Source organism: Armatimonadota bacterium (assembly GCA_037138755.1).
Classification (GTDB): Bacteria; Armatimonadota; Fimbriimonadia; order Fimbriimonadales; family Fimbriimonadaceae; genus Fimbriimonas.
In genome coordinates, this window is sequence record JBAXHT010000001.1 from 380,761 (window position 1) to 394,411 (window position 13,651).

A 13,651-nucleotide genomic window follows, 5' to 3' on the forward strand; every position below is an offset into this window, starting at 1 on the left:
GCGTATCAGCTGGCGCATAATGGGAAGCATGGTCGCCGCCATGCTTCTCGCCTTTTCACCCTCATGGACCCCAATGTTCATGATTTCGGACGAGATGCTCGCCCGAGGAGTCAAGGGCGGGGAAGGTGGTCAGTGGCCGAGAACAATAGCCGCTTCTGGAGACGGGAAAACGATGTTTCTCGGAATCGATGTGGGAGGAATTTTTCGTTCGCTTGATGGTGGCGAGTCCTGGCATCAAGCATCGGTCGGATTTTCTCCACGAGGCGCTGTATCGATCGCAATCGACCCAAAAAACTCCGATCGAGTGATCGTTATCGGAGCGAACTCTCTTCCCATGGACCACCATGGGGTTTGGCTCTCGACAAATCGCGGCGCGAGTTGGAAGTCGGTCCATCCGGTTCGTATGAGCGGACTCTCCGACTTTCGAGATCAGATCGCGTTCGACCCTAACTCTTTCGATACAATCACCAAGCGATGCAAACGGGTCATCTGGTCGCGCATCGGTTTCGATAAGCCGAATTGGGGCGATACGATCGATAAGCCGGCTCTTTATGAGTCGAATGATGGCGGGGATACGTGGGCTGAACTTCCGAATTCAGGCAAGTATGCCGATGGTTTCGTCCGGTTTTCCCCCGGGATCAAAGGGGTGCTAATTATTGGTAACAAGCACGGGCTTTTCTGGCAATCTAACAGCAAATGGAATCAGACATCGACCGACGGAGTCACCGGATTGGATGTCTCCGACTCGGCGGTAATTGCCACTACGCGGGATGAGATTCGCACTTATGCGGTTTCAGCTTTGGGGTTAAAGTTACTCGGAAGCTCTAAGAGCCCGGCTCCGACCAACTATGAACTTCGGAACATCAAAGTATCGCCTCGGGAGCCGAATCGAATGGTCATGTGGACTGAGCCGGTTCCAAACAACTGGGACTGGCGACGCTACTCTTCAGATGATGGAGGCAAAACTTGGCAACAAGCCACCCTGTCTCAAGCCGATTCTTTTCTTCCAGGTAATGCTCGACAAGGGTTGTTTGCTTGGAATCCGGTTAACCCCAAAGTCGTGTTCTCACTGGGCGGAGATTGGATTACGAAGTCCACAGATGGAGGACTCACCTTCAAACGATCGAACGCGGGTCAAGGCGGAATTCTCGCCGGAGGATCTTTTCAGTTCTGTGCGAATGATCCCGATGTCTGCTTCTTCGGTTCGCAGGACTATAACGGAGCGATGACAACGAATGGTGGAAAGTCTTGGAAGTATTTGAACCCGAGCGGGAACGGCTGGGGTGGATTCACCTACGGAGGATACGCGCTTGACAAGTCAACCCTTTGGGTGGGTGATGCCCCAGGTTGGGGTGGGCCCAGAAGATTGAAAGTCTCCAAGGACAGTGGAAAAACTTGGACAGACACGGGACTCGACTTGAAAGGGATGGACATTTCTAACGGAATTCCCGGATCGGCCGAGATTGGGTTTGCAAGCGATCTTCGAACCGGAGACGCCGGGAAGACCTGGAGCCGGATGGTTGGTTGCCAAGGCGTCGTGAGTTACTCCGCAGCAACTAAGCAGGCCGTGGGGATCAATAAAACCGGGGACAGTTACGAGGTCGTAGTATCCTCCGACCAAGGCAAGACCTGGAAAGTTGCGGCTTCCACCACGGCCCAGATCTACGATGCGTTGATCCACCCGACGACCAAAGAACTGCTCATCGCCGCTGGCGATCTCTACCGCCTCAGTGGCTCTCAGCTGGTCAAAGTCGAAACTCCGAAAGATGAATTCGGCAATCGCAACGTGAAAACCGTCGCGGTCGATCCAGCGAATCCTAACCTGATCTACATCGGAAACAACGCAAACGTTTACAGTCCCAACAATGCCGTCTGCCGATCCGTTGACGGCGGCAAGAGCTGGTCCGTTATCTCTCGCCGAACTGCCCTGGAAGCCGGGGAGCAAGACGGAGGAAGAGAGACATTCTGGATCCGGATCCACCCCAAAACGCGCGAAGCGTGGTGTGCCACAAGCTGCTACGGTTGGTGGAAAACTGGGCCCTAGACGTGCCCATCCTGGCAATCTGACGGTATTTCAGAAGCATCCATCTTGGAATAGTCCATGTGGGATGGAGCGAATTCGCGCTAGGGGATTCTCGTTGGTAGAGCTTCTCATCGTGATCATTTTGATTGCGGTGCTCGCCGCGATTGCCATTCCCAAAATCGGAGATCGATGGAGGTTTACCAGCGAACTCCGTTGGAAAGCCCAACTTGATGTTCGTAGAAACGCTATCGAACGGTTTCACGCTGACACAGGACTGTGGCCTGTAGCGTACGATGATGTGAGGAAAACTTCAGCTCCACCCAATGGTTTGGACGATTTGGGAAACATCGTCGCCATAAAAGCCTCAGAGTGGAGAGGGCCATACCAAGGAACCGCGGATAGTAATAACTCAAGCGTTCTCCACCCTTACGTTCGCAGCCTAGGATACACATACACGATCCAGCCCCCAGGAGTCGGGACGCTCAGGTTAAACACTTCGAAACGAACCATTGACGGCTCCAATATGGGTGCGTGGTAGGCCGCCGAGGTCGGAAGCAATGACTTCCCTTTCTCGTGCCTTCAACATCGCGAATTTTAGTGCCTCTCCGGAAATAAAAATTCATCGAGGAGTGCACGTCAGTTTCCAACTACCCGTTGACCCTCTTAACTTCTGATTGGCTTCGGCGTAAAATAGCTCTGCATTGAAGGCTTCACCTTTTGTTTTTGCCGCATTACTCGCCGCCATCATCGGCTGCGGAGGTGGCGGAGGGACCTCGGCGGCGGCGACCAGCGGTGGAATAACGAGCACGGCGAGCACGACTGGCTCAACGGCAGGCGGCGGATCGTTCGCCTCTCATCAACTCGAAATCGCATCGACATCTGCCCGGATGGAAGATGGAGCCTATTACGGTGAGTCAACATTTACCGCCACGAAGACTGGAATGGCTTCCATCGAGGTCAGTTCGACAGATATTGATCCTATGGCGACAGTCGAATTCTCAGGTTCGGGAGGTGAAGTTGAGACACTTGTGGAGGACGATGACGCTGGCGGGGGCACGACAGCGAAGGTCAACTTCTCAGCAGTGGCGGGACAGAAATACAAACTGATCACCTGTGATCAAGTCGCAATTGCCACCGGAAAAGTGACTGTCAAGTACAGTTCGGATGTGCTCACCCTCGACCTCCCTAAAGTATGGGTTCCCGCGAAGGAGTCTTCAAAGTGAGAGTGCCTCGGCTTCTTTACATTCTGGTTGGGCTTTTCGCAACGCGCACGGCAACGGCTCAGCTACCGGACACCGGATACATGGGGCATAACAAGCAGTTTGGGGTCTCGGATCCGAAGGACAATGTGGGATCCACCCGTGCGGTAAAGATATGGGGAATCGACATTTCTCAATGGCAGGGGAATGTTGACTTTAACCAAGTCAAGACAGCTGCCTCATTTGTCGTGATTAGGGTTACTCGCGGGGCACCCGATCAAGGGCAAACCAGCCAGCAATACGTTGACACGAAGTATTTGGTGAATCGTCAGCGAGGGGAAGCTGCCGGAATTCCGCTCGGTTTCTACCACTTCGCCTATCCAGAGTTTAACTCTCCGGTTCTGGAGGCGAATAACTTCTGCGACAACGTTGGGACGCTCAAACCGGGCCAGTTTGTGGTTCTGGACTATGAATCGCCTTGGACCGGAGACCCAGTCGCTTGGTCGAAAGCATTCTTGGATCATGCTACACAGCGACTCGGAATTAAGCCACTCATTTATCTCAACCTTTCGACGGCGCGTGGCTACAACTGGTCACCAGTGATCAACGCCGGATACGGCTTGTGGCTGGCTCGCTGGGACTATGATAAGAATGCTGCCGCTCCGACCACTCCCTGGCCATTTGTAGCAATGCGCCAGTATAGCGACCGCGAAACAATTCCCGGAATCACCGGCGCGGTGGATGGCAACGTTTTCTACGGTGACCTTCAAAGTCTGCTCTCATACGGTTACAGTAGCCCGGCAGCGGTAATTTGGGCAAGTCCCCTTCCAACTCAAAATCGCTGGTACCGCTCGAACGAGCGAGTACCTTACAGTGTTTCTGGCGGAAGACCAAACGTGGTGAAGGAGTACATCGACGGCTCACTAACCGCGACCAAGGATACTGACACCGGATTTTTTGATTTGAACCTAACCCAACCCGGCTGGCATAACTTCGAAGTCACCGCCTCTAACACTAGTAACCCTAACTCACCCAGTACCACGGGCAAGTGGACAGGGGGATGGGACCCTGTGCCGCCAACCGTCGCGCGAACCGGTGGAGCGTCGCCTAATACTTGGTACACGACTGCTGCCAGTGTCGACTTGCTTTGTTCGGACACACATTCAGGTGTGAGGCATTATCGGTTCAAATGGGGCCAGGTTGGGACATTCAGCGACTGGATAACGGGGACAACCGCATCTCTCGCGCTACCGGAGGGCAAGAATCGGCTGTTCGTCGAAGTCGAAGACGATGCATACCAAACAACAACAGCGAGCGGGAACACTGCCACAATCGACTTGGGAGAGTTTTGGAAGGACTCCACACCTCCCGCGATACAGGCTTCAAATCGATTCATCTCGACAAATGCAACTTCGACCAGTATTGAGTTTGCATTAACAAATCCAGGCTCGGCTCCTGTGACAAATGTAGCGGTCGATTCCGCTCAATTCGGAAGCGCGAAATCAGCCGAAATCTGGTCGCCGGGTCCGATCGGAGGACTCGTGACAGTCCGCAAGACATTCGTCTTCCCCGTTGGAATGGCAAATCGAAAAGTGATGCTGCTGTCGGTGAACTATCGGTTAGGGGACAAGAAGTTCCGTTATCGGGCTCGGATCCTAAAGCCCTGATATGAGCTAGTCTCGTTCAACCAACAATTCAGGAAACAGCCCGCTACGTCCGCCTTTAGGTCGTTGCGTGTTTGCACCCCGGATAGCTCCCCACAGGATATCGTTCAGGTGTTCGTCGATCTCACTCTCCTCAGCGTCGATGGAGACGAGGCTTGAGTCTTTTGAGCGATATGCAGAACGTGTGTTTGCTTGGCACACAATTTCTCTCGCCGGCTTGATCGCTTTGTAGGGCTCCATATTCGAGGCAACTGTGCCGAAGAACTTGAACGGCGGCGCAACCGCATCGAACTGGCTCATGGGAGGCATTCCGAGTAAGAGCTCCATCGTGCGAAGCATCGAGTCCGTGTTGTAGAAGTTAGAGTCAACGGTCCCCTTCTTAATGTATGGCGAAATCACGTAGGCCGTCGAGCGGTGGGAATCGACGTGATCGTAACCGGCCTGGCTGTCATCCTCTAAGATACAGATCGCGGTATCTTTCCAAAACGGGCTGTTGGAGATCAGTTCGACTAGTTGGCCGACAGCGTAGTCGTTGTCCGCAACCATCGACTGAGGGGTCGGCTGGCCATTGGAAGTTCCCGATGTGTGGTCGTTTCCGAGTCGAACCATCATGAATTCTGGCATCTCGCCTCGCGTCACGAATTCAGAAAACTCCTTCTTGAACTCGCCAATTCGGCTTGTCGAACCTTTCGATCCGTAGTTCTTTCTACGTCGAGGCGAACTCCACCCGTACTCGTCGTAAATCTCTGAATCGGCGTAGGTCAGGTCGTAGCGCAAAAAGTCGATATCTGAGTTTCCTTCGAGTAACTTCTTCGTCGGCCGGCTATCAACCGTTGAAGGTAGCGGGTTGAATCGCTTGTCCTCTGGATCGGCGAACTGCATGAACATGCCGTAATTCCGGTAAGTAACTCCGTGCTTGGCGCAGTGCTCCCAAATGTAGCCACTCGGTGGGCGGGTCACGTCGTTCATTCCGAGAAGGTCAATCGGGACTCCGTTATTCGAACCTTCAGTATCATAGGCTCGTCCTCGACCCGAATAGTTGGTCGGGGTGTTCCTCGAGGCATAAGCATTCACCATTCCGGCCGTCGACCATGACCAGCCGTCCTGGCTGCACTCCGCGCACACATAGAAGTTATCCATTAAAACGAACCGCTCTGCCAGGGCGTGCTGGTTCGGGGTAATTTCGCGGGGAAACAGGCAGACACCTTTGTCGCCGTTCCCTTGCGGAAGATCGGCTAGAACATTATCGTACGTCCGGTTTTCCTTTACGACGTAGATGACGTGCTTGATGCCCGGATTCTTGAAGTTCGGGTGATTCTCTGTGCTCAGACTCGATCTTAAGAAGTTGTTCTTTGCCACTTGAGCGGATAGCTTCTTGATGTCCTTTAGCATTACCATCGGGATGCGGGTCAGACTTCCGTCGATAATGTCCTGCCCGTACTGTCCCCACGTGCCGACGGGCTTGTGATTCGGATTCATTGCCTTCACACCTTTGGCGCAGGTGATATAGAGGTCAGTGTTCGTGGCGACTGCTTTGGTGGGAAGCCAGCCGGTGGGGACCAGTCCCCTGAGGGAGTTGGTCTGAGTATCCACTACGGCCACTGCGTTCATGTCCATCAACGTGGCATAGAGCGTCTTCCCGTCTGGGCTGATCGATACGGAGTTGGGACCTGCCCCGGGTAGCCCGCGCATCTCGTTAGGTCTCAAAACAATAGTGTCCACAACCGAGTCGGTTCGAGTGTTGATGACCGAGATAGTATCGCTGCCGTAATTGCTAGCGTACAACTTTCCCTGGTCAGGGCTAAGTACCAACCCATTTGGATTAGCCCCGGTGTGGATCGTTCGAATGACGGTTTTGCGATCCAAGTCGATAACCGAGACCTCATCGTCCCGCTCGTTTGTCACATACGCGATCTTGTCTTTCTGAGGTCCTTTCGTCAGAGTGGCGACGGCAAGCGGGAATCCGCCGACTTCAATCTTTGATTCAGACTCGCCGGTCCCGGTATTGAAAATGCTCAAAGAGCCTCGGTAGTTGGTCGCCGTCGTCGTTTGGTTGTTCACCACCAGCAACTTGGAACCCGTTGAGTTGAATGCTAGTCCCGCCGGATAGGCTTTGGGATCGGTCTTAATCGTGTCTCCAGCTTCTGAAAGTAGACCCGATGAGCCAACACCGTGGACCGATATCATGTCCTGATTACCTCGGCTGACGAACAGCTTTGCTGCCGTCGGATGGTAAGCGAGGCCGTAGTACAAAGCCTCCTTAGGCGTCGAATTCTTCTTGCCGAAATCTAGGTCACTCAGCACTTTTCCAGTGACGGCATCAACTGTTGTGAGGTGCTGCCGATAGCCCGAATCCGTGATCGTGATCGCCTTCCCGTCCGGCGAAAGAACCATATTCACCGGGTAGCTGCCGACCGATGTGTGCTCTCCAATCGGGGTAATGAGCTTTCCGTTGACCAACTGCTGCGGTGTTGCCATCTGCAGGGCGAGCATTGTGCTAAGAGCGGTGACGATCATGTTGCCAGCATATCTGACCGTAACGCTAGTTAAAGGATTCTTGACAAACTTAACCCGTCTCCGATCGGCAACATCACCGTTTCGACCCTGGGGTCCGCAAAGAGCTTCATGTTGTAGGCGCGAATCACTTCGGTATCGGCGTCCTGTTCCGTAGGGTCGATCACTCTTCCTGCCCAAAGGACGTTATCGCTCATGATAACTCCTCCACGCCGAACGAGCTTGAGGCACCGCTCGAAGTAGTGCGGCATGTTCGGTTTGTCAGGGTCGATGAAGGCAAGATCGAATGGTTCAACTTTGGCTTCGATGAGCGCGTCAAGAGTTTCCAGCGCTGGGGCAATGGTGAGGTTCACTCGATCATGGAGACCAGCCTCGACCCAATACTTTCTTGCGACGGACGTGTATTCTTCGCTCACATCGCACGCAAGTGTGAATCCACCTTCACCCATCCCGAGCATCACACTGAGGGACGAGTATCCGGTAAACACTCCGATTTCGAGATACCGCTTTGCCCCAATCATTGCGGCAAACTGTCGCATGAACCAACCCTGATCTGTGCTGATTTGATATCTAGATTGTTCATGAGACGCAGTCTCTTCCCGAAGGCGGCGCAGGATATCGGCTTCTTTTACAGAATGAGAAGAAACATAGGACTGTAGTTCGTGTGAAATGAATGATTTGGACATTTGATGGTCTCGTTTAAAGTGCCTTTTCGATGCCTTCAACGCGGGCGAACTCTTGAAGTTCTTCTCTTAGCGCGAGCGACGGCATCGCGTCGTTTGGAATAACAAAAAACATTCCTGCAGTGAACCAGAGTTCTACCCAGTTTGGCTTCAACGAAATCCGTTGGATCAAGTTCCACGGAACAAACGACTCGATTCCTGATGTCAATGTCTGTCGCAAGCCCTCATGAGTTGAGACCACGATTCGATCATCCTCGAATACGTATCGATTGGACTTCTTTCGGGCATTCGCGTAGTTTCGATAGCCGATGAGAAGCAAGATGAAGGCGAAGTAAATCAAGACTCCAATGACTGAGAACGGGAGCCTTGCCAGTGCTCGATCCGGGCGACCTAATGCGATTTCCAGCCCAGGGATGAGCAAGGCAATCACGGCGACGATGAGTGTGAGCCGACCCCACTTCAAGTTTCGGAACACGAGTCCCTGCTGTAATTTGGAATCGAGCAGAAAAGGCCTCGTCACAAACTCAGGGGGCCGTGCCGTCAAAACTCTTCCTCTTGGATAGTTGGACTGTCTCATCTTTGAATTCTACAGGAAACCTTCAAGACCCTGATCCGTCTTGAATGACTGATATGTGCGATAGAATTCTGAGTATGAAACGATACTCCTTGGCGATGCTTTGCCTTTGCGTTGCGGCTACGGCCCTTCCACAAGAATCGATGCCCAAGACGAGCAAGGCAAGCGAGGTTTACCGGGCGCATCGAGAATCTCTCACGATGCCGAGCTATGGTTTGAGCAAGGTCAAAGCCCTTATCAAGAAATACAAACTCCGCGATAAAGAAGAGGGGGTTCTGCCTCCTGGCGAGTACAAGAAGTTAAGCACAGGCGAGAGGTTCACCTATCACATGATCTATGGCGAGGTGTCTTCACAAAACTGTGACGCCATGCCCACTTTTGTTGACGAGGAGAAGCACATCTATGCCTACCCTCCGGGCGCATTCCAAGATGAGCGCGGCTGGAGCGACTCGCAGATGGCGACGATCAAGAAGAACCGTGCGGTATTTATACCTCTGCTCAAGCAAACGATCCTCATGGGGAAAATAGGATGCAACCTCAAGCAGGCAATCCTTGAGCTCAACGCAGTCGAACTGATCCCAACGATCTGTGAGGTTTACAAAAGGAAGCGATACGATCACGACATCCTCTCGGTCCTAATGATCCTGATGAAAGAAGGCAAGTACGCGCCTTTCCTGGAGTCTGCATCGTACAAGAAGCTCTACGCAGATGAGAACGCCTCTTACCAATCCTTCCTAGTTGCGAACAAGGAGAACCAAGACCTAATCATGTCGCGGGCGATGGCTTACCACGCGTCAAAGAAGAAATGATCTCGTGGGTGGCGATTCCGGCGGGGAGCTATCAGGTCGGGGCGACCGAGCTGATTGATAACCCCCGACGCACCGTTGCAGTTGCGGCGTTCGAAGTCTCGAAGTACGAGGTGACGAACCAACAGTTCTACGAATTCGCCCGCGCAACAGGTTACATTACGGACGCAGAACGCGCCCATAACGGTCGTGTTTTTGAGCCGGGTCTGAAGGAGTTCCGCTGGATCAGCGACCAGACCGCCAACTGGCACTTCCCAAACGGCCGTTCGCGAGGCGGCATTCAGGGCAAGATGAACCACCCCGTCACTTGCATCTCGTTCCGCGATGCTCTCGCCTATTGCTCATGGGCAGGAGTCAGGATGCCCACCTTGGATGAGTGGGAGGTCGCCGCCCGGGGAGGCACCGACGGACGATACTTCTGCGATCCTACCTCACTCCGCCAGTACGCCAACATCTGGGGCGGGCGCGACCACCTCAAGCCAGACGATACCGATCCGTTCCTCACCACCGCCCCCGTAGGCTCGTTTAAACCCAACCCAATCGGCCTTTATGATGTTTACGGAAACGTCTTCGAGTTCTGCACCGGCCGATTGCGCTCCGATTCTCGTGCTACCCAACGCCACTCCCGCGGCGGCTCCTGGTGGTGCAGCAAGAACTCCTGTTGCTTCTTCAACTCGGTGGATGTTGGAACGGTAAACGTAAATGCGAGCTTTAGCAACCAAGGCTTCCGCGTCGCTCGCTCACAGCAACGAGCATCGCTAACCTAGGGTGGGTCCCTCCTAACTTTCTGCGGTAATAATGGGCAAATGATCGAACATATCAAGTGCGACCTCGCGGGCTCCAAATTTGACGATGTGAACATGAAAGGCTCACTCTTCAATAACATCAACCTTTCCGAGTCAGCCCTTACCGACAACAACCTGAGCGACACCCGCATCAAAAATGTGAACGCAAGCAACGTCACATTTCACTACGTCAAATTCACCGGAGCGGCAATTGATCGCTGTCTCTTGGAAGGAATGACGATCGACGGAGTTTTGGTCACCGATCTTATCGCGGCTTATCAACAGTTGACCAGCGGCTGAGCCTCTGGTCAACTGTTCAAATTCCCTGAATTTGTGAAATCAAAGACTCCAAGCTTCTTGGATCTTTTTTGTTGTTGTCCGACCACCGATTTGCCAAGTCACGGGCAAACCGAGACTCGTTGCCCGATTAAGCCAATAATCGTCTGTAGCAGATACCGGCACTGAAAAGTTAAATGTCTCTCCATCCTTCATACTCGGTACCGGAAGATTCTTGTAAAAGAGCTTTTCGGTCGAAGGATAAAGTGTCCCCAAGTTTGAGGGATCGGGCGTGAATGCTGCTGAGGCAATAACATCGAGATCAAACGCCTTCGAAGGTACGGGGGACATGTTGGAGCCGAAGCCATTCCACTTCGATTTTAGCGAGAATTTCAGGAACCCTGGTTTGTAATCAAAATCACGATCAGGAATGTAGTAAGGCGCACCGGGAGGCGGATCGCTCAGCATTTTCCCCATTTCCTTCAAGCCATCTTTCATCGTATCTTTGACGAAATCGCTGTCTGGTAGCCCTGCTGCTTGCACGGCCTGAGTCACCATGTAGTCGAGGCCCTGATTCATCAGCTGATCAAAGTTGGGAATTTGCGGTGGCAATCCCACGGCACTCATTGCGCACTGGAGCGCAAAGTTCACCACGCTAGGAGGCAATCCAGTTGCATCGGCAACTGCAGAGACTAACGCGACCTGCAATTTGGCGTACTGCTCGCTTGCATAGTCAACGATCGTCTTCAAGACGTCAATCGCAGTCTTGATCGCCTCTGTGACCGTTTCCACCCAGTCCTTCTCAGCGTTACCAGAGTTCGCGAAGAACACTTTGGTGCCCGCAGGATACTTAAAGTTTGCCGGGCAGGGTTTGCCTGGATTTAAATAATTCCATAGCACAACCGTCTCGAGCGGTCCGGATTCACGGCTCGTGACCATGTGCCGTTCGAAATCCGCCGCACGTGGTACGGGCGGAATGTATGTAACATTCCAACTGACCTCCATCTTTGGAGTTGGTGGCATTGACTGGCTAGGCGACTTGCCCTCCGAGCCAGAAACCACGATAGGATTTCCTGGCCCGCCAACCCTTACAACAACAGCATTCGACGGGGCTCCGATCAGGCCACCGGTTGCGTCGAGAATCACCGTTCGCAGGTAGAGTGACTGTTCTTTCGGTCCGCTTTTCTGGAAGAGTCCGTTCAGGTCGATTGATTGCTCAAGATAAGCGCTCGGAGCCGTACTCTTGGCTGGCGAAATCTTGATGGGCATCGCGTACCACCTCTTATTGAAGACTGGCGCCAACCAACGTGACGAGTTTTCCGGGAAGGGTGATCTGGAAGCTTGGATCCCCACCCTCTTTGCAGTTCCAGAGGTCGTGTAGTATCGGACGGTTAGGTTCTTCGGCGGCTCGACATAGAACTTTTCAGTGGGAAAATCCTCGAATTTCAGCTCACCTCCGCCGCCTCGATGAACCAGACTGAATGTAGCGACTTGTGTGGTTGGAACCGCTTCTAATAGTCTTAATCGAATGGAGTTAGACCGATTGAGTACATTGCCTTTCGCGTCCAGCGCCAAGTAGCGAATGTATAACGTTGCCGAACCCGTATCAAAAATCTGCTGATTTAGCAACTTCGTTGGATCACTCTTCTCCGGCTTGGTTCCTGAAGCACGTTGAAGATTAAGCGCCCTTCTCGGCTGAGCTTTCGTAATAAACGGTGAAGTGAATGGCTCCTGGATTTCGGAGGGGTCTGGAAGGTTTGGCCAACAACCAGAGAACGAAATGCTTTGTTTTCCGTTGAGGACTGTTCCAGAGGCGAAGACAACGCCCGGTAGCTTTTCTGCTCGCACCGAATTGCTTAGCGGTACGAGGCTGACCTGATATTCGTAAACCGTAGCCTTCGGCGAGTTTGGCTGAACGTAGACCAAAATCGATTGCTGGTTTCGTGCGCTTATCGTTGCATCGAATTTATCGTATGGTGGCGCGAATTGAAGCCGGTCCATCAGCTTCATTTCTTGAGCAAAATCAGGTGTCTTGGGGGCGGCTACCTTGTTCGGATCGAACTTGATGAGTTGACCATCGCCAATTGAGACAACGGCAAGTAGGGTTGTCAACCAAGCAAAAGTGCGTGCTGAGCGCATAGACAGAGTGTAACCATCCACACATATTCTTTCAAGTGGGGCTCGTTTGATATGTATCTCTTTTTTGGCGCGAGAACCCGAATCCTGAGAAATAAGAAAAGCCCGCCGGAGAATATCCAACGGGCTTCGGAAAACGGAGATTGAGTTCTCAGCGCTTAACGAACTGGAAGCCACGTCGTGCTTTCTTGCGACCGTACTTCTTGCGTTCCTTAACTCGAGAGTCTCGGGTCATGTACCCGGCTGCTCGGAGTTCTTTCTTGAACTCTTCGTCTACGGTGACCAACGCTCGTGAGATGCCGAGTCGGACTGCGCCGGCTTGACCGGTGATTCCGCCACCCTTGGTGGTAGCAACCACGTCGTACTTGCCTTCAAGGCCAAGCGCGACGAACGGGCTCATGACGAGAATCTCAAGGACAGGTCGTCCGAGGTATCCCTTGAAGTCCTTGCCGTTGATGGTGATCTTTCCTTCGCCTGGCTTGAGCCATACGCGAGCGATCGCACATTTGCGGCGACCTGTTCCATAGTTTTGACTTGTAGCCATGCGTTATTTCTTCTCCTTCGTAATGTCGTAAGGGGCTGGGTTCTGCGCCTCGTGCGGATGTGAGGAACCGGCGTAGACCTTGCACTTACTGAAAATCTGCTTGCCCAGCTTAGTCTTTGGGCACATTCCCCAAATCGCCTTTTCGACGAGCTTAGCTGGATCTTTCTCGAGCATTTCGCCTCGAGCAACGTTTCGGAGTCCGCCGGGCCACATGGTGTGCCAGTAAATCAGCTCATCCTTCTTGTTACCGGTAAGGACGGCCTGTTCGGCGTTGATAACGATGACGAAGTCACCGCAGTCTCGGTTGTATTCAAATGTGGGCTTATTCTTCCCACGTAGAAGCTGTGCGACTTGAGCAGCGAGGCGGCCTACTGGGATGCCTGCAGCATCCACAACATACCACTTGTGATCAAGCGAGTCTCCTTTATTCGTAAATGTTCGGTTCAT

General features: G+C 53.0%; 13 protein-coding genes. 7 read left to right on the plus strand and 6 right to left on the minus strand.

What is annotated here, in order from left to right; genetic code table 11:
* Positions 1 to 28: 28 nt before the first annotated feature.
* The 4 genes from WCK51_01755 (at position 29) to WCK51_01770 (ending at position 4,889) form a co-directional block, all read left to right on the plus strand.
* Positions 29 to 2,044, plus strand: coding sequence for a hypothetical protein (locus tag WCK51_01755; GenBank protein ID MEI7575589.1), 2,016 nt, complete (start codon positions 29 to 31; stop codon positions 2,042 to 2,044).
* A gap of 64 nt (positions 2,045 to 2,108) precedes the next feature.
* Positions 2,109 to 2,561, plus strand: a complete 453-nt coding sequence (locus WCK51_01760) for a type II secretion system protein (protein MEI7575590.1) — start codon at positions 2,109 to 2,111, stop codon at positions 2,559 to 2,561.
* Between the two features lie 163 nt (positions 2,562 to 2,724).
* On the plus strand, positions 2,725 to 3,246 hold the full coding sequence (locus WCK51_01765) for a hypothetical protein (GenBank protein ID MEI7575591.1): 522 nt from the start codon (positions 2,725 to 2,727) through the stop codon (positions 3,244 to 3,246).
* Entirely contained in the window at positions 3,216 to 4,889 is a 1,674-nt protein-coding gene (locus WCK51_01770) for a glycoside hydrolase family 25 protein (GenBank protein ID MEI7575592.1), read from the plus strand. The genes WCK51_01765 and WCK51_01770 overlap by 31 nt, the downstream gene beginning before the upstream one ends.
* Positions 4,890 to 4,895: 6 nt before the next feature.
* Here WCK51_01770 and WCK51_01775 read toward each other — a convergent pair whose 3' ends face one another.
* From WCK51_01775 to WCK51_01785, 3 genes are read right to left on the minus strand one after another with little or no spacing between them, the layout of a single operon-like run.
* A complete protein-coding gene (locus WCK51_01775; GenBank protein ID MEI7575593.1) occupies positions 4,896 to 7,403 on the minus strand; it encodes an alkaline phosphatase family protein in 2,508 nt (835 codons plus the stop codon).
* Positions 7,404 to 7,432: 29 nt separating this feature from the next.
* Positions 7,433 to 8,086 carry a class I SAM-dependent methyltransferase gene (locus tag WCK51_01780; GenBank protein ID MEI7575594.1) on the minus strand — a complete coding sequence of 218 codons (654 nt, stop codon included), beginning with the start codon at positions 8,084 to 8,086 and terminating at the stop codon, positions 7,433 to 7,435.
* Positions 8,087 to 8,099: 13 nt separating this feature from the next.
* Positions 8,100 to 8,660 (minus strand): hypothetical protein, encoded by a 561-nt coding sequence (locus WCK51_01785; GenBank protein ID MEI7575595.1) that lies wholly within the window; start codon positions 8,658 to 8,660, stop codon positions 8,100 to 8,102.
* A 74-nt stretch (positions 8,661 to 8,734) separates the two neighbouring features.
* On the opposite strand from WCK51_01785, the gene WCK51_01790 reads away from it, so the two are divergent.
* The 3 genes from WCK51_01790 to WCK51_01800 are packed head-to-tail and all read left to right on the plus strand — an operon-like array spanning position 8,735 to position 10,548.
* Positions 8,735 to 9,466 (plus strand): hypothetical protein, encoded by a 732-nt coding sequence (locus WCK51_01790; protein MEI7575596.1) that lies wholly within the window; start codon positions 8,735 to 8,737, stop codon positions 9,464 to 9,466.
* Entirely contained in the window at positions 9,463 to 10,230 is a 768-nt protein-coding gene (locus WCK51_01795) for an SUMF1/EgtB/PvdO family nonheme iron enzyme (protein MEI7575597.1), read from the plus strand. The genes WCK51_01790 and WCK51_01795 overlap by 4 nt, the downstream gene beginning before the upstream one ends.
* Positions 10,231 to 10,269: 39 nt before the next feature.
* Positions 10,270 to 10,548, plus strand: a complete 279-nt coding sequence (locus WCK51_01800) for a pentapeptide repeat-containing protein (protein ID MEI7575598.1) — start codon at positions 10,270 to 10,272, stop codon at positions 10,546 to 10,548.
* Positions 10,549 to 10,587: 39 nt separating this feature from the next.
* Here the strand turns inward: WCK51_01800 and WCK51_01805 are convergent, their stop codons facing one another.
* From WCK51_01805 to rplM, 3 genes are all read right to left on the minus strand, one after another.
* Positions 10,588 to 12,663, minus strand: coding sequence for a hypothetical protein (locus WCK51_01805; GenBank protein ID MEI7575599.1), 2,076 nt, complete (start codon positions 12,661 to 12,663; stop codon positions 10,588 to 10,590).
* A gap of 148 nt (positions 12,664 to 12,811) precedes the next feature.
* On the minus strand, positions 12,812 to 13,204 hold the full coding sequence (gene rpsI, locus WCK51_01810; protein MEI7575600.1) for a 30S ribosomal protein S9: 393 nt from the start codon (positions 13,202 to 13,204) through the stop codon (positions 12,812 to 12,814).
* 3 nt (positions 13,205 to 13,207) lie between these two features.
* A complete protein-coding gene (gene rplM, locus WCK51_01815) occupies positions 13,208 to 13,651 on the minus strand; it encodes a 50S ribosomal protein L13 (protein MEI7575601.1) in 444 nt (147 codons plus the stop codon).